Annotated in this window: 13 protein-coding genes and 1 pseudogene; 4 read left to right on the top strand and 10 right to left on the bottom strand. The window is 69.0% G+C overall.

Annotation, left to right across the window (positions count from 1 at the left end; translation table 11 throughout):
- Positions 1-217: 217 nt before the first annotated feature.
- The 6 genes from ACFOES_RS01675 to ACFOES_RS01650 all read right to left on the bottom strand — a co-directional run bounded on the left by ACFOES_RS01675 (position 218) and on the right by ACFOES_RS01650 (position 6363).
- On the bottom strand, positions 218-913 hold the full coding sequence (locus ACFOES_RS01675; protein ID WP_377831416.1) for an ABC transporter ATP-binding protein: 696 nt from the start codon (positions 911-913) through the stop codon (positions 218-220).
- A complete protein-coding gene (locus ACFOES_RS01670; RefSeq protein ID WP_377831413.1) occupies positions 913-1629 on the bottom strand; it encodes an ABC transporter ATP-binding protein in 717 nt (238 codons plus the stop codon). The genes ACFOES_RS01675 and ACFOES_RS01670 overlap by 1 nt, the downstream gene beginning before the upstream one ends.
- On the bottom strand, positions 1626-2570 hold the full coding sequence (locus tag ACFOES_RS01665; protein WP_377831412.1) for a branched-chain amino acid ABC transporter permease: 945 nt from the start codon (positions 2568-2570) through the stop codon (positions 1626-1628). Before ACFOES_RS01665 ends, ACFOES_RS01670 begins: the two co-directional genes overlap by 4 nt.
- A complete protein-coding gene (locus tag ACFOES_RS01660) occupies positions 2567-3490 on the bottom strand; it encodes a branched-chain amino acid ABC transporter permease (protein ID WP_377831411.1) in 924 nt (307 codons plus the stop codon). The genes ACFOES_RS01665 and ACFOES_RS01660 overlap by 4 nt, the downstream gene beginning before the upstream one ends.
- A gap of 61 nt (positions 3491-3551) precedes the next feature.
- Positions 3552-4853, bottom strand: coding sequence for an ABC transporter substrate-binding protein (locus ACFOES_RS01655; protein ID WP_377831409.1), 1302 nt, complete (start codon positions 4851-4853; stop codon positions 3552-3554).
- A gap of 124 nt (positions 4854-4977) precedes the next feature.
- Positions 4978-6363, bottom strand: coding sequence for a hypothetical protein (locus ACFOES_RS01650; protein ID WP_377831406.1), 1386 nt, complete (start codon positions 6361-6363; stop codon positions 4978-4980).
- Positions 6364-6506: 143 nt separating this feature from the next.
- Here ACFOES_RS01650 and ACFOES_RS01645 point away from each other — a divergent pair, with 143 nt between their 5' ends.
- Both ACFOES_RS01645 and ACFOES_RS01640 read left to right on the top strand, forming a co-directional pair.
- On the top strand, positions 6507-7022 hold the full coding sequence (locus tag ACFOES_RS01645; RefSeq protein ID WP_377831403.1) for a PhnA domain-containing protein: 516 nt from the start codon (positions 6507-6509) through the stop codon (positions 7020-7022).
- An 84-nt stretch (positions 7023-7106) separates the two neighbouring features.
- The gene (locus ACFOES_RS01640; RefSeq protein ID WP_377831397.1) at positions 7107-7706 is read left to right on the top strand and encodes a 2-hydroxychromene-2-carboxylate isomerase; all 600 of its coding nucleotides are present in this window, start codon (positions 7107-7109) and stop codon (positions 7704-7706) included.
- A gap of 9 nt (positions 7707-7715) precedes the next feature.
- Here the strand turns inward: ACFOES_RS01640 and ACFOES_RS01635 are convergent, their stop codons facing one another.
- The 4 genes from ACFOES_RS01635 to ACFOES_RS01620 all read right to left on the bottom strand — a co-directional run bounded on the left by ACFOES_RS01635 (position 7716) and on the right by ACFOES_RS01620 (position 13568).
- Positions 7716-9275, bottom strand: a complete 1560-nt coding sequence (locus ACFOES_RS01635; RefSeq protein ID WP_377831392.1) for a Ppx/GppA family phosphatase — start codon at positions 9273-9275, stop codon at positions 7716-7718.
- Positions 9276-9563: 288 nt separating this feature from the next.
- Positions 9564-11738 carry an RNA degradosome polyphosphate kinase gene (locus ACFOES_RS01630; protein WP_377831390.1) on the bottom strand — a complete coding sequence of 725 codons (2175 nt, stop codon included), beginning with the start codon at positions 11736-11738 and terminating at the stop codon, positions 9564-9566.
- 41 nt (positions 11739-11779) lie between these two features.
- The gene (locus ACFOES_RS01625; RefSeq protein ID WP_377831387.1) at positions 11780-12469 is read right to left on the bottom strand and encodes a chromosomal replication initiator DnaA; all 690 of its coding nucleotides are present in this window, start codon (positions 12467-12469) and stop codon (positions 11780-11782) included.
- Position 12470: 1 nt separating this feature from the next.
- Positions 12471-13568: an AI-2E family transporter gene (locus ACFOES_RS01620; protein WP_377831385.1), complete on the bottom strand. Its 1098-nt coding sequence runs from the start codon at positions 13566-13568 to the stop codon at positions 12471-12473.
- Positions 13569-13693: 125 nt separating this feature from the next.
- On the opposite strand from ACFOES_RS01620, the gene proS reads away from it, so the two are divergent.
- Both proS and ACFOES_RS01610 read left to right on the top strand, forming a co-directional pair.
- The gene (proS, locus tag ACFOES_RS01615; RefSeq protein ID WP_377831381.1) at positions 13694-15031 is read left to right on the top strand and encodes a proline--tRNA ligase; all 1338 of its coding nucleotides are present in this window, start codon (positions 13694-13696) and stop codon (positions 15029-15031) included.
- 71 nt (positions 15032-15102) lie between these two features.
- Positions 15103-16292: pseudogene (locus tag ACFOES_RS01610) on the top strand (PQQ-dependent sugar dehydrogenase).
- Positions 16293-16364 lie beyond the last annotated feature (72 nt).

The following is a 16364-nucleotide window of genomic DNA, read 5'->3' as shown; positions in this document are numbered from 1 at the left end:
CGCCTGCCCGTCCCGGCGGGCTGGCGCTTTGGCTATCCGTGCGTCTTGCTCGTATCGTGGAGGGAGTTGGTTGGCATAAAGCGCGTCGTTCGGTGGTCGCTGGCGCCACCCCACGGGCAGGCGCGCACCCTGCTGATGCCTCGCCAAGCGGAAAGCTCGCCCATGGGGTCGGAGCCTCCGGTCAACCTGCCAACCGGCAATGGCAAGACGCCCGAGGTCACACCCCCAGCCGCCGGCTCAGCCGGTCTGGATCGGCGCGCAGCGTCTCGGCGGGCAGGGTTTCGACATTGCGGCCGTTTTCGAGGAACACCACCTCGTCGGCGACCGAGAGCACCGCGTCGACCCGTTGCTCGACCAGCAGCACCGCGACGCCCTCGCTCCGCATCCGCACCACCACCTGGCGGATCGCCTCGATCATCGAGGGCTGCAGCCCCTCGGTCGGCTCGTCCAGCAGCAGCACCTTGGGCCGGATGCACAGCGCGCGGGCCGTCGCCAGCATCTGCTGCTCGCCGCCCGACAGGGTCTGGGCCGGCTGGTCCAGCCGCTCGCGCAGGCGCGGGAAGATCTCGAGCACCTCCTCCAGCGTGCCGGCGCCGCTGTCGCGGGTCATCAGCCCGACCTGCAGGTTCTCGGCCACCGTCAGTTCGCCGAACAGCCGCCGGCCCTGCGGCACGTAGCCGATGCCGTGGCGGGCGACCTCATGCGCCGGCAGCCGGCCGAGATCGGTGCCGTCCATCACGATCCGCCCGGCCTTGAGCGGCAACAGCCCCATGATCGCCTTCATGGTCGTGGTCTTGCCGGCGCCGTTGCGGCCGAGCAGGCAGGTGATGCGGCCCGGCAGCAGCGTCAGCGACACCCCGCGCAGCACCGGCACGGGGCCGTAGGCGACATCGATTCTGTCGACGTCCAGCATCAGCCCGTCCCCAGGTAGGCGGCCTGCACCGCGCGGTTGGCATGGATTTCCCCGGGCGTGCCCTCGGCCAGCACCTCGCCGAAATTCAGCACCGTGATGCGGTCGGCCAGTTCGGTCACCACGCTCATGTTATGCTCGATCAGCAGGATCGTGGTCTCGGGGGCCAGCGCCCGGATCAGGCCCTTGAACTCGGCGATCTCGCTGTCGGCCAACCCCTGTGTCGGTTCGTCGAGGATCAGCAGGCGCGGGTGCTGGGCCAGGCCCATGGCGATCTCGAGCAGCCGCTGGTGGCCGTAGCTGAGGTCGCCGGCGATCTGCCCGGCGCGGTCGGCCAGCCCGACCCGGGCCAGCGCCTGCGCCACTTCGGCGTCGACGGCAGCGCGGTCATGGCCGAGGCGGCGGCGGGCGGCCAGGGCGACGTTCTCGTGCAGGCTGAGCTTGGCGAAGACCGAGGTGATCTGGAAGGTGTAGGCCATGCCCAGTTGCACCCGCTTGTGCGCCGGCAGCCGGGTGATCTCGCGCCCGTCGAAGAAGATCCGGCCCGACGACGGCGGGATGCGGCCGATCAGCATCGAGACGAAGGTGGTCTTGCCGGCGCCGTTGGGGCCGATCAGGGCGCGGATCTCGTTCGGCGCCAGCTCGAAATCGACCTCGTGCACGGCGCGCAGGCCCGAGAAGCTGCGCGACAGGTCGCGGGTGGAGAGGATCGCGCTCATGGCAGCCAGCCCCAGATCCGGCGGCGCAGCTCTCCGGCCATGCCCTGCGGCGCGAACAGGGTCAGCAGCACCAGTGCCAGGCCGGCGAGCAGCATGTAGGCGCTGGTGAGGCCCGAGGCGATGTCGATCAGGTAGAACATGAACAGCGTGCCGAGAAACGGGCCAAGCAGGGTGCCGGCGCCGCCGAGCAGGACCCAGAGCAGCGGGTAGATCGAATATTGCACCGAGGCGAAGCTGGCGCCGACATAGCCGAAGAGGATGCCGTAGCCGGCCCCGGCGGCGCCCGAGATCGTGCCGGAGACCACCACCGCCAGCAGCTTGTGGCGGAAGGTGTCGTAGCCCAGCAGTCGCGCCCGCTCCTCGTTCTCGCGGATCGCGATGAGCACGCGGCCGGCGGGCTGGCGGATCAGCCACAGCGACAGGGCGAGGCAGAGCGCGAAGAGGGCGAGGGCGGCGAGGTAGCGCGCCTGCTCGCCGCTCAGGTCGAGGCCCCAGAGGCTGCGCTGCGCCTGTTGCAGCACGATGCCCTCGTCGCCGCGGGTCCATTTGCCGGCCAGCAGGATGGCGAGATAGCCGGCCTGGGCGAACATCAGCGTCACGATCATGAAGGCGACGCCGACGGTGCGCAGCGCCAGGAGCCCGACGACCAGCGCCAGCAGGGCGGCCGAAACCAGCCCGGCGCCCATCGCCGCGGCGGGGCCGAAGCCGAGGAAATGCATCGGCAGCCCGGCGCCATACATCCCGGCGGCGAAGAACATGGCATGGCCGAGGCTGAGCAACCCGGTATAGCCGAAGAGGATGTTGTAGCCGATGGCGTAGCAGGCCAGCACCATGACCCGGGCCAGCACCCCGTGGTGATAGGCCGGCAGCACGAAGTTCAGCGCCAAGAGCAGCGCGATCAGCCCGCCATGCAGGGCGATGGACTTGGCCGAGCCGCTCATCGCGCCTTGGCTCCGAACAGGCCCTGCGGCCGGAACACCAGCACGAAGGCGACCAGAAGCGTGGCCAGGATCTTGGCCAGCGTCGGCGAGAAGAAGACCGAGATGATGCCCTCGCTCATGCCGATCAGCACCGCGGCGACGATGGTGCCGGCAAGGCTGCCCAGCCCGCCGATGATGACGACGATGAAGGACAAGAGCAGCGCGTCGCCGCCCATCAGGTAATAGGCCTGCTGGATCGGCACGATCAGCACGCCGGCCAGCGCCGCCAGCCCGGCGCCGATGCCGAAGACGGTGGCATAGACCCGCTCGACCGGGATGCCGAAGGCCTGGGCGATCTCGCCGTCCGACTGGGTCGCGCGCATGACGAGGCCCAGCTTGCTGCGGGTCATCAGCACCCGGATGCCGAGCAGCACGACGACCGCGGCGGCGATGACGAACAGCTTGTAGGAGGTGGTCGACAGGCCCCAGGGCCAGACGATCTGCGGCCCGCCGTCCCAGGCGATCCAGGGCAGGGCGAGGCGGGTGTTGAAGGGCGGCTCGACCGGGCGGGCATCGGCGCCATAGGTCATCAGCGTCGCCTGCTGCAGGATGTAGAGCAGGCCGATGGTGGCGACGATGGTGCGCTCGGGGTCGTAGTTCAGCCGCTTGAGGATGGTCATGTCGGCGGCCGCCGCCAGCAGGCCGACGGCGACGGGCGCCACCACCAGCGCGGCGATGAAGCCCACCGCCGGGCCGCCGCCCAGATGCGCCGCCACCGCCCAGGCGCCGACCGCGCCGAGCATGAAGAACTCGCCATGGGCGACGTTGACCACGCGCATGACGCCGAAGACGAGGCTCAGCCCCGCCGCCGTCAGCGCCAGCACCGCCGCCTGCAACGCCCCTTCGAGCGAGGCGAGCATGAGGTAGGGTCCGAAATCCATGACCTGCCCGACAGAAACCCGATCGTGAAAGGCCCCGGGGCTGCGCCCGGGGCCCGCTGCCTCAGAACGACATCTTGGTGTAATCGACCTCGTCGGGATAGAACCCGTCCTCGAGGCTGGTGGTATGCACCACCATCAGCTTGCCGTTCGTCACTTTCGAGATGTATTGCAGCCCGAACACCTGGTGGGTCTTGCCGTTGAAGACCTTCTTGCCTTGCGGATGCTCGTTCGAGGCCGGCATGTCGGTCATCGCCTCGACCGCCTCGATCAGCTTCTGCCGGTCGGCGATGCCGCCGTAGCCGGCCGCCTCCATCCCCGCCTTGATGACGTAGAGCGTTTCCCAGCATCCGAACATGTGGGCATAGGTCGAGACGTCGGTCGGATCGCTGACCGAGGCGCCGTTGGCATCGACCCCGACGGCGGCGCGGAAGGTCTTGTCATACTCGGTCTGGTCGGGCTGGGCGTAGCGCGGGTTGCCTTCCCAGAAATAGGTGCCCTCGAGGAATTCGAGCCCCGGGCTCGACAGGTCGACCGCCTCGAGGCTGTCGATGAAGCCGAAGATCTGCGGGTGGTTCGGGCCGAAGAACTCGCCCATCTCCTTGACGAAGGTCAGCACGGCGGGGCCGACCATGACGTGATAGATCACCTCGGTCTCGCGCGGGATCTTGGGGAAATACTTGGTGAACGAGGTCTCGGTCGGCGGGATCGGGATCAGCTGGACGATCTCGCCGCCATTGGCCTCGACCGCGGCCGAGAAGAAGTCGCGGTGGTCGTGGCCGAAGGCGTAGTCGGGGAAGATCATGGTGACCTTCTTGCCCAGGTTCTGCGTCACGAAAGGCGCCATCGCCTGGACCTGGCTCTTGACGTCGGTGATGCCGGGCTGGACGGTCCAGCGGTTGAGCTTGCCCGAGGCGACGTGATGGCCTTCCGAGACGACGAAATAGGGCAGCTTGAGCTCGCCCGCGCGCGGGGCCGAGCCCATCACGACATGGGAGAACAGGGTGCCGAAGGCGAGATCGACCTTGTGCTGGTTGGCGAATTTCTCGACCACCTCGGCGCCGCGCTTGGGATCGGTGCCGTCATCCTCGGTGATCATCTTCACCTCACGGCCGTTGATGCCGCCGTCGGCGTTGATCGCCTTGACGGCGGCGGTGCTGGTGCGGTCGTACCAGCGGCCATAGGCGGCGCCGATGCCGGTGGCGTGCATCTGGAAGCCCAGCTTGATCGGTTCGGAACTGGCCGCCTGGGCATAGCGCGCCCACATCGGCAGCGTGCTGGCCCCGGCTGCCGCGACGGCCCCGGTGCCAAGGGTTTTCAGCGCGCTGCGGCGCGCGGGGGATTTCGGATTATCGGATTTGGTCATGACGCGGATTCCCTGTTGCGGGCGTGAATTATTGTAGCTATGAGGTCAGCTTGTGTGCATGCAAACGATTCGTCTAGCATTGTGTGCATGCAAGCGATTCGCTCGCCACGGTGCTTCCCCCGGCTCATGCCCCGCGGGGCGAGGCCAGCAACCACAGCCCGAACAGAGTGTAAAGCACCATAAAGGTCGCAAGCGCCAACTGGCTGCGTGTTGCCTTGCTGTGCGTTCCGAACATCTGTACCGCCAGCGCGTGCGAGGACAGGATGGCGAGGACATGGCCGATGACGACGCCGCCGGCCTGTCCCAGCCAGATCGTGCGCATCGTGGCGGTGGTGTTGAAGAAGCCGGTGGTGACGTAGAAATCCTTCAGCCCCAGCAGGCTCCAGCCCAGGTTCAGCGGGTCGTTCAGCAGCCGCAGGACGTATTGGATCTCGACCAGGAAGCTGGGCATGTAATGGGCGAAGTGGTAGCCCAGCGCGATCGGCAGGATCGCCGGGGCGAGGCGGCGGAAGGCCTCGCCGAAGCGGCGGGGGGCGCCGGCCAGCCTCGTGCCGAGATAGACCGTGGCGACGAAGCCCGCGACCAGCACGGTGCAGGCGACGGCGAGGCCGATCAGGTTCTGGTCGACGACGAAGGAGCGGCCGGGGAATTCGAGCGGGTTGACCCCGATCAGGCCGAGCCACCAGAAGGTCTCGTTGAGGCCGTCGAAGCTGCCCACCGCCAGCATCACGATCATGAAGGTGGCCAGCGCCACCGGCGGCCTGCGCTGGGTCAGGAAGCGCCAGCCGGGCAGGCCGGCGCGCCAGCGCCCGCCGCGCTTGGCGAAGATCGCGACCGAGGCGTAATTCGCCATCAGCACGCTGATCCCCTCGGCCCGGCGCCGCCATTTCGGCCCGAAGACGAGCATGCCGAGGAAGTGGAACAGCCAGTAGCTCGCCACCATCGGGGCGAGCTGGTCCGGGTCGCCCGGCGCCGGGTGGGCCAGCAGCACCGCGGCGAAGGCGAGGAAACTGGCCAGCGCCGGCCAGTGGCCGAGCCAGCGCGGGTAGCGCAGGTAGGGGCGCAGGGTCAGGCGGCGGCGCAGCAGCCAGTAGGGCCCGCTCCACGGGTTGAGCCAGCGCCAGAGATCGCCGAAGAGGCCCTGCAGCACCACCAGCGCGACCCAGAACAGGCTCCAGATCGCCAGCGGCAGCGGGTTGCGGGTCGGATCGTGCGGCCCGAACCAGCCCGCCACCACCAGCAGCACCAGAGCCGCGAAGCTGGCGCTGCTGATCCGGACCGACGCCCCGGCGCCGCGGCTGCGCAGCAGCGGAAGCGGCTTGAACAGCGCCAGCGCCGCCCGGTCGGGCAGGACCGAGACCAGCAGCACGGTCAGGATCACGCTGGCGACGCCGCCGGCGATGTAATAGCCGGTGGGCAGCAGCATGACGATGCCCTGCTCGGTGGCATGGGCGAGCGCCGGGCCGGCAAGGCCGATCAGGGCGAGCGAAAGGGCAAGGATATTGCGCATTCCCCGATCATCCGTGGTCTCGGGGATTTTTCAAGCGTCGGGCGATGTCCGCGTGGTCGCAGCCCGGGCCGGTCACGTCCCGCATGGACAGGGCCGCCGCCACGGCTTATGGCAGGGGCGATACCTCACAGACAGGACACCCGATGCCGACCTGCGCCCTTTGCCATGCCGAAGACGCCACCCCCTACGCGGTGGTGCCGCGCGACGAAACCGTGATGCTCTGCGCCACCTGCCGCGCCGGGATCGAGGACGGGCCGCAGGACGGGCCGCATTGGCAGTGCCTCAACGAGGCGATCTGGAGCACCGAGCCGGCGGTGCAGGTGCTGGCCTATCGCCTGCTCAAGGCGCTGCCCGAGGCACCCTGGGCGCGGGATGTGCTCGAGATCGCCTACCTGGAACCCGAAGTGCTGAGCTGGGCCGAGGCCGGGTTGAGCGCCGAGCCGGAAGTGGTGCATCGCGACAGCAACGGCGCGGTGCTGGCCTCGGGCGATACGGTGGTGCTGATCAAGGACCTGCCGGTCAAGGGCGCGGGCTTCACCGCCAAGCGCGGCACCGCGGTGCGCAACATCTCTCTCGTGCCCGACAATGCCGAGCATATCGAGGGCCGGGTCGAGGGCCAGCGCATCGTCATCCTGACCCAGTTCGTCAAGAAGTCCTGACCCCGGGCCGCTCCGGCGGCGCGATTTGGCGATCGGCGCGATCCGCGCTATCGTCCGGCGGCGTCGTGCCGGCGGGGAGGGATCATGAAACCGATCGAGTTCTGGCTGTCGGTCGGCAGCACCTACAGCTATCTCAGCCTGATGCGGCTGGCGCGGGTCGAGGCGGGAACCGGGGTGCGGTTTGAGCTGCGGCCCTTCAGCGTGCGCGCGATCATGGTCGAGATGGACAACATCCCCTTCGCCACCAAGCCGGTGAAGGCCCGCTACATGTGGCGCGACATCCAGCGCCGCGCCGCCGGCTTCGGCATTCCCGCCAGCCTGCCGGCGCCCTATCCGCTCGAAGGTTTCGACCTCGCCAACCGCGTCGCCATCGTCGGCCGGCAGGAGGGCTGGTGCCGCGACTACCTGCTGGCCACCTATCGCCGCTGGTTCCAGCACGGCGCCCCGGCGGGCAGCGAGCCGAACCTGTCGGACACGCTGCGCGAGATCGGGCAGGACCCGGAGCGGGTGATCGCGCAGTCCGACGCGCCGGAGACCGAAGCCGCCTATGCCGCCGCGACCGGGGAGGCGCGCGCCAAGGGCATCTTCGGCGCACCGAGCTTCATCGTCGGGGACGAGCTGTTCTGGGGCGACGACCGGATGGAGGATGCCGTGCGCTGGTCCCTGGCCGGGCCCAGCGTCTAGGCCTCCGCCCTAGCCCTTCACCGCCGGCGCCCTGGCCTCGGTGACCTTCGAGGTCACCTTCAGCGCCGAGACCAGCGACTGGAACCGCGCCCGTGCCACCTCTCCGAACAGGCCGACGCCCTCGGGCTGCAGCACCAGCTCCAGCACCTTCTTGCGCGGGAAATAGCGCAGCTCGCCGACCCGCGTCGGGTCGTCGACGGCGAACATCGCGCCGAAGCGCATCGCCTTGCCCAGCACCTCGGCATCGCGCAGCTCGTCCTCGGACAACAGGCCGATGAGCGGTTCGAACCGGCTGCCGGAGCGGCTGTTCTTGTAGCGATGCAGCAGCGCCAGGCCGAGGAAGACCCGGCCGCGATGGTCGAGCCCGCCGAGATTGGCGCGGGTGACGTTGTCGAAGCAGACCTCGGCACGGTAGTCGGGATGGGCGCGCCAGGTGGTGTCGTGCAGCAGGCAGGCGGCCTTGATCAGCCGCAGCCGCGGCGCATGCGCGGTCCGGAACAGCGGCATCAGGAAACTGTAGAGCTTCTTGCCGAAGCCCGGCATTCGGGCGCCGGTCGCCTCGGCGAAGCGGCAGGCCTCGATCAGCGGGTCGCGGGCGCGCAGCCGTTGCGGCATCTGCTCGTAGAGCAGCCCCTCGCGGATGCCGTAGGACGAGACGTCGATCTCCTTGGGCCGGAAGATGCGCACCAGCTGGCGCAGCACCTCGCCCGCCAGCGGCACCAGTTCCATCCGTTCCGACGAGGTCCCGGTGCGCTTGCGCAGCTCGGTCAGGTCGTTCTTGCCGATCCAGTCGATCGTCGCCAGCACCGATTTCTGCGTCATCCGGTATTCGTGCAGCACCGTCAGCGGATAGCCGCGCCGCTCCATGTCCAGTCGGGCGATGGCGCGCCAGGAGCCGCCGACGAGGTAGAGCTTGCGGTGACCGCCGTCGAATTGCTCCAGCAACGGGTTCAGGATCGTCTCGATATGCTTCTTGCGGCCCTTGGCGCCGCCTTCGACCTGCTGCAGCCGGAACGGCCCCAGCGGCGAGGTGACGCGGGGACCGATGCGGCCGCCGCCGCAGAGCGCCAGCTCCATCGACGAGCCGCCGATATCGCAGACGATGCCCTCGGCCTCGGGCCAGCCCAGGAGCACCCCCTGGGCCGAGAGCCGCGCCTCCTCGGCGCCGTCGATGACCCAGAGGCGCAGACCGGTCTCGCGCAGGACCTCGTCCTGGAACTCGGGCCCGTCGGCGGCCTCGCGCACCGCGGCGGTGGCGACGGCGGTCAGCGAGGTCACCTGCATGCCCTCGGCCAGCAGCGCGAAGCGGCGCAGGGCCGACAGCGCCCGCTCGCGCCCCTTGGGGTTCAGCCGGCCGGTATCGGCCAGCCCGGCGCCGAGGCCGCAGAGGATCTTCTCGTTGTAGAAATAGGCCGGCGAGCGGGCGGCGCCGTCGAAGACGACGAGGCGCACCGAGTTCGAACCGACATCGACCACGGCGACGCGGGACAGCGCGCGGGCTGACGGATCTTCGAATAGCGGCCGGCCGAAAGGCCCCCAATCGTCAGCGGCTTCTGGACTGCCGTTCATCGACGGTTCCCTGCTTCTTCCGGCCCGACCATGCCGCCCCGGGGGGCGGGCGTCAATGCCGCGCGGAAGGGCAAAGCGGGCGAGGGGCTGTCTGCCCCGTCGCCATTGGCCTTGGACAATGGCGCAAAGGAAGGGCGAGGGGCCGTCTGCCCCGCCGCCATTGGCCTCGGATAATGGCGCAAGGAAAGAGCGAGGGGCTGTCTGCCCCTCGCGCTCCCCGAGGATATTTTCGAGCAGAAAGTGAAGTCCAGGGGCTGGGGAGGGGCGCCGCCGACGGGGGGCGCGGCCCTATTCCTTCGGGTGGGCGAGCTTGGGCACGTCGGAGGCGCCGGCGCTGCCGCGACCCGAGAGCGACGGGTTGTCCATGAAGAAATGGTGGCAGTTGAACAGGCTGCCATCGGCGGGCTCGAGCTGGCGGAGGAAATGGCCGTCGGGCTGGAGGATGAAGCTCTGCGCCTCGTCGGCCAGGTTGGCGGCCATGATCTGGTCGACGATCTGGGCCTTCACCGTCGCGTTGCCGATCTCGACCAGGGTCTCGACCCGGCGGTTGAGGTTGCGCTCCATCCAGTCGGCCGAGGAGATGTAGACCCGCGCCTGCCGCGACGGCAGGCCGTGGCCGTTGCCGAAGCAGACGATGCGGCTGTGTTCGAGGAAGCGGCCGACGATCGACTTGACGCGGATATTGTCGGACAGGCCCCTGATGCCGGGGCGCAGGTTGCAGATGCCGCGGACGATCAGGTTGATCTTCACCCCGGCCTGGCTGGCGGCATAGAGCGCGTCGATCACGTCCGGCTCGGTCAGCGCGTTCATCTTGGCCCAGATTTCGGCCGGGCGGCCGGCGCGGGCGTGTTCGGCCTCGGCCGCGATCGAGGAGATCAGCCGCGATTTGAGGTTGATCGGCGAGATGGCGAGGTTCTCCAGCCCCTCGGGCTGGGCATAGCCCGACAGGAAGTTGAACACCTTGGTCGCGTCGCGCCCCAGCGCCGGATCGCAGGTGAACAGGCTGAGGTCGGTATAGATCCGCGCCGTGATCGGGTGGTAGTTGCCGGTGCCGTAATGGGTATAGGTGACCAGCTGGTCGCCCTCGCGCCGCACCACGGTCGAGATCTTGGCATGGGTCTTGAGGTGGAGGAAGCCGTAGACGACATGGGCGCCGGCGCGCTCGAGCCGCCGCGACTGGCGGATGTTGGCGGCCTCGTCGAAGCGGGCCTTCAGTTCCACCAGCGCCGTCACCGACTTGCCGGCCTCGGCCGCCTCGCACAGCGCGTCGACGATCGGGCTGTCGCGGCTGGTGCGGTAGAGCGTCTGCTTGATCGCCAGCACGTCCGGGTCGCGCGCGGCCTGGTCGAGGAAGCGCACCACCATGTCGAAGGTTTCGTAGGGGTGATGCAGCAGCATGTCCTTCTGGCGGATCGCCGCGAACATGTCGCCCTCGTGGTCCTGCACCCGTTCCGGCACGCGCGGGGTGAAGGAGGGCCAGAGCAGGTCGCGCCGGCTGTCGAGCACCAGTTCCTTGAGATCGGCGACGCCGATCAGGCCGCGCATCTCGATCACCTCGTCCGGGGCGACGCCCAGCTCCTCCATCACCGTGTGGCGCAGCTCTTCCGGTGCGCCGGCGGTGATCGTCATCCGGATCACCTCGCCGCGCCGCCGCCGCTTCAGCGCCACCTCGAACTCGCGCACCAGGTCCTCGGCCTCGTCCTCGACCTCGAGATCGCTGTCGCGCAGCACCCGGAAGGCGCAATGGCCGGCATCGCGGTAGCCGGGGAAGAGCGAGCCGAGATGGAGCAGCAGCAGCTCCTCCATCGGCAGGAAGCGGAATTCGCCCGGCTCTGCCGGCAGCGGCACGAAGCGCGCGACCTGCTGCGGGATCGGCAGCAGCGCCTGCAGTGGCCGGGAATCGCCGGTGCGTTCGAGCTGCAGCGCCAGGCAGAAGCCGGTATTGGGGATGAAGGGGAACGGGTGCGCCGGGTCGATCGCCAGCGGCGACAGCACCGGGAAGACCTGGCCCAGGAAATAGTCCTCGAGGAACTTGTGGTCGCGCCGGGTCAGCTTTGCCCGGGTCAGCAGGCTGATGCCCTCGGCCTCCATCTCCTTCTTCAGCTTGTTCCAGATCGCCTGCTGCGCCTGCAGCAGCCGGCGTGCGTCCTCGTTGATCAGCACAAGCTGCTCGGCCGGGCTGCGACCGTCGGCGGCGGGCGTGGTGTTGCCGGCGCGGGCCAGCTCGCGCAGGCCGGCGACGCGGACGGTGTAGAATTCATCCAGGTTGGTGGCCGAGATCGACAGGAAGCGGACCCGTTCCAGCAGCGGCACGCGCGGGTTGCGGGCCTCCTCGACGACGCGCCAGTTGAAGGCAAGCCAGCTGAGTTCGCGGTTGAAGAACCGCTTCGGTCCGGCGGTCTCGGCGGCGGGCAGGGCGGCGGCATCGGGAAACGGGGCGGTGAGGAAATCAGCGTTGGTCATAAGCGCCTTATAGCGGAAGCTGTGTAAATGCGAGGTGACGACTATGGCGCGTCTTCCGCGCCCAAGTCCAGAACCTCGGCCGCCAGCGCCCGCGTCACCGGCCGGGACTGGGCCAGCGCCTGCTGGTCGAGTTGGGCGACGGCGTCGCGGGCGGCGGCGAAGGAGCGGTCGATGCGGGCGGCGAGATAGGGGATCAGGTTCGGCGCCACCGCGATCTGGCGGTCGGCGAAGAGCTTGAGCAGCACCGCCGAGAGCAGCGCGTCGTCCGGCGGTTCGAGCGCGGCAACGGCGGTGGCCTGCATCCGGCTGGCCAGGTCGGGCAGGCCCAGTGGCCAGCGGTTGGGGGCGGTGGCGGCGGTCAGCAGCAGCCGCCCGCCCGAGGCCAGCACCAGGTTGTGAAGGTGGAACAGCGCCACCTCGGCCTCCCGGTCGCCGGCAATGGCGTCGGCATCCTCGACCACCACCCGTGCCGCACCGGCGGCCAGCGCCGGGGCCTCGGCTTCGGTCAGGTCGGCGGCCGAGACGATGCTGGCCCCGGCCTCGGCGGCCCAGACATGGGCGAGGTGGGTCTTGCCGGCGCCGCGCGCCCCGATCAGCGCCATCTTGCCCTGCGGCCAGTCCTGCCAGCCGTCCAGCGTCGCCAGCGCCACCGCATTGGCCGAGGAAACGAAGAAATCCTCGCGCCCCAGCGCCTCGCGCACGGGCAGGTCGAAAGTCAGCTGTTGCGGCATGTCAGGCGTCGTCGCTCGCGTCCGATCCGGTTACAGGCGTCTCTCCGGGGCCGAGGCCCTGGTAGAGCAGGCTGTGCATATACTGGCGAATGCCGAACCGCGCCAGCACCCCCAGCGTCGCCGCCACCGGCACCGCGACCAGCATGCCGACGAAGCCGAACAAGGTGCCGAAGGCCGACAGCGCGAAGAGCAGCCAGACCGGGTGCAGCCCGACCGAGCCGCCGACCAGTTTCGGGGTCAGGATATTGCCCTCGATCATCTGGCCCAGGGCGAAGATCGCGGCGACGACGCCGATCCAGAGCGGCTGGTCCCAGAACTGGAACAGCGCCAGCCCGATCGCCAATGTGCCGCCGGTCAGCGCGCCGACATAGGGGATGAAGGTGATCAGCCCGGCGATGGCGCCGACGATCAGTCCGAATTGCAGCCCGACCAGCATCAGCGCGATGGCGTAATAGCTGCCCAGCACCAGGCAGACCGAGAGCTGGCCGCGCACGAAGCCGGCCAGCACCGCGTCGATCTCGCGCGCAAGCTGGCGGATCGTGGCGCGGTGGTCGCGCGGCAGCCAGCTGTCGAGATGGGCGACCATGCGGTCCCAGTCGAGCAGCAGGTAGAAGGCGACGACGGGCACGACGATGAGGAACACCACCGCGTTGATCACGGTGACGGCTGAACTCAGCAGGCTGTTGGCGACCCGTCCGCCCTGCGACTTGATCGCGTCGCCGATCGACAGCAGCGTCTGGTGGACGACGCTGTTCTGGTCCAGCACCTGCGGGAAATGCCGGGTCAGGAAGGCCTGGAGCTGGTTGAAATAGGTCGGCGCGGCATTGATCAGCGCGATCAGCTGCTGCACCAGGGTCGGGATCACCAGGAGCGCGACGAGGATGAAGATCAGCACCGCGATCACCGAGATCACCGTGGTCGCCAGCGCCCGGCTCAGCCCCATCGCCTCGAGCCGGTCGGCGACGGGATCGAGGAAATAGGCGATGGCGCCGCCGACCAGGAAGGGCAGGATGACACCGCCCAGGAACCACAGCGCCAGCAGGAACACCGCCGCCGCGGCGCCCCAGTATTTCAGCTGTTCCCTGACCGGCAGTGCCATCGGCCGCGTTCCTCGCTTTTCCCTGTCTTGACCGATCCCCGCGGCCCTTGCAAGCGCGGGCCGCTTGCCTGATAGCTGCGGATCCAATAGGTGATGCCGAACCCAGTCTATGCAAGGCCCGTGAGATGCGTCTGTCCCGCTACTTCCTGCCCGTCCTCAAGGAAACCCCCGCCGAGGCCCAGATCGTCAGCCACCGCTACATGCTGCGCGCCGGCATGATCAAGCAGCAGGCGGCCGGCATCTATTCCTGGCTGCCGCTGGGCTACAAGGTGCTGCGCCGGATCGAGCAGATCGTGCACGAGGAGCAGCAGCGCGCCGGCCATATCCCGCTGCTGATGCCGACGCTGCAGCCGGCCGACCTGTGGCGCGAATCCGGCCGCTACGACGATTACGGCGAGGAGATGCTGCGCATCACCGACCGGCACGAGCGCGACATGCTCTACGGCCCGACCAACGAGGAGATGATCACCGACATCTTCCGCTCGCATGTCGAGAGCTACAAGCAGCTGCCGATGACGCTCTACCACATCCAGTGGAAGTTCCGCGACGAGGTCCGGCCGCGTTTCGGCGTCATGCGCGGGCGCGAGTTCCTGATGAAGGACGGCTACAATTTCGACCTCACCTACGAGGACGCGATGCACGCCTACAACCGCCACATGGTCAGCTACCTGCGGACCTACGAGCGGATGGGGCTGCAGGCGATCCCGATGCGGGCGGATTCGGGCCCGATCGGCGGCGACGACACGCATGAGTTCCTCGTCCTCGCCTCGACCGGCGAATCCGAGGTCTTCTACGACAGCGCCATCACCGATCTGAAATTCGGCGACCGGGTGGTGAATTACGACGACCGCGCCGAATGCGCGGCGATCGTCAAGGAATGGACGACGCCCTACGCCCGCACCGACGAGACCCACGACGTCGCCCTGTTCCACGACATCCCGGTCGAGCGGCAGAAGACCAGCCGCGGTATCGAAGTCGGCCAGATCTTCTATTTCGGCACCAAGTATTCCGAGCCGATGGGGGCGACCGTCGTCACCGCCGACGGCAGCCGGGTGCCGGTCCACATGGGCAGCCACGGCATCGGTGTCAGCCGCCTCTTGGGCGCGATCATCGAGGCCAGCCACGACGACAAGGGCATCATCTGGCCCGAGGGCGTGACGCCGTTCCATTGCGGCATCGTCAACCTCAAGCAGGGCAACGGCGATACCGACGCCGCCTGCGACGCGATCTATGCCGCGCTCAAGGCCAAGGGGCTCGATCCGCTCTACGACGACACCGACGAGCGGGCGGGGGCGAAATTCGCCACCCAGGACCTGATCGGCCTGCCCTGGCGCATCACCGTCGGCCCGCGCGGCCTTGCCAACGGCAAGGTCGAGCTGACCTCGCGCCGCACCGGCGAGAGCGAGGAGATGAGCGCCGAGGCGGCGATCGCCCGGGTGGCGGAAATCTACGCGACGATCTGATCCGGCGCCGGTTTTCCGCCCGCTGCGCTGGTTTTCCGTGTTTTAATGGGGCCCCCGGAAAGGAGGGCCCCATGTTCGTTGACCGCCTCGCCGCCATCCTGCTGGCCCTGAGTGCCGCCGCGCCGCTGGCGGCGCAGGGCTGGGAATACGGCCAGCCCAATGTCCCCGGATTCCGCCCCGCCTTCGCCGGCCAGACGAGGACGCCGCAGCTCGATGGCGGCGTCGCGCTGTCGGTCGAGGTGCTGGCGACGGGGCTGAATCATCCCTGGGGCATCGCGCCGCTGCCGGCGCAAGAGGGCGGCTACCTGGTGACCGAGCGCGTCGGCACCCTGCGCCATGTCGGTGCCGCTGTCCGGGTGAGCGCCCCGATCGCCGGCGTGCCGAGGGTTCTGGCCGAGGGGCAGGGCGGGCTGCTCGACGTCGCGCTGGCGCCCGATTTCGCCAGCTCGCGCCGCATCTACCTCACCTATGCCAAGCCGGTTGCTGGCGGCTCGGCCACCGCCGCCGCCACGGCGCGGCTGTCTGCGGACCTGAGCCGGCTGGAGGGGGGGGCGACCTCTTCGTCCAGTCCCCGCCGTCGCGCACCGCCGCCCATTTCGGATCGCGGATCGTTCCCGACGGGCAATATCTCTGGATCACCACTGGCGAGCATTTCACCCGCCGCGAGCGCCAATTCGCGCAGGACATCGGCAAGAGCTACGGCAAGGTGCTGCGGCTCAACGCCGATGGCAGCGCCCCCGCCGACAATCCGTTCCCGAAGCGGGGCCCGGCGGTCTGGAGCTACGGCCACCGCAACCTCCAGGGCGCGGCGCTGCGGCCGGGGACGGGGCAGCTGTGGACGCTGGAGCACGGGCCGCGCGGCGGGGACGAGCTCAACCTGATCCGCAAGGGGGCGAATTACGGCTGGCCCATCGTCAGCTATGGCGTGAATTACGACGGCGCCCCAGTCGGCAGCGGCAAGGCCCATGCCCAGGGCATGACCGAGCCGCGCTAATACTGGGACCCGGTGATCGCCCCCAGCGGCTTCACCTTCTACGACGGCGCCATGTTCCCCGAATGGCGCGGCAACATCCTCGCCGCCTCGCTGACCCCGGGCGGCATCGTCCGGCTCGAGCTGACCGGCGACCGGGTGACCGGCGAGGAACGCTTCCTCTACCGCCAGGCGCGGCTGCGCGACATCGACGTCGCCGCCGACGGCGCGATCCTGGCGCTGACCGATGCCGAGGACGGCCAGCTGCTGCGGCTGACGCGCAAACGCTAGGGATGGCCGGTTTCCGCCGACGCCGGCGCGGGGCGGGGGACATTCACGCGCTGTTTTCATAACCATCGGGTT

The sequence above is a fragment of the Acidimangrovimonas pyrenivorans genome (assembly GCF_042643245.1).
Classification (GTDB): Bacteria; Pseudomonadota; Alphaproteobacteria; order Rhodobacterales; family Rhodobacteraceae; genus Acidimangrovimonas; species Acidimangrovimonas pyrenivorans.
The sequence above is the reverse complement of the archived record's forward strand: the minus strand, read 5'-3'. Positions and strand labels throughout refer to the sequence as shown.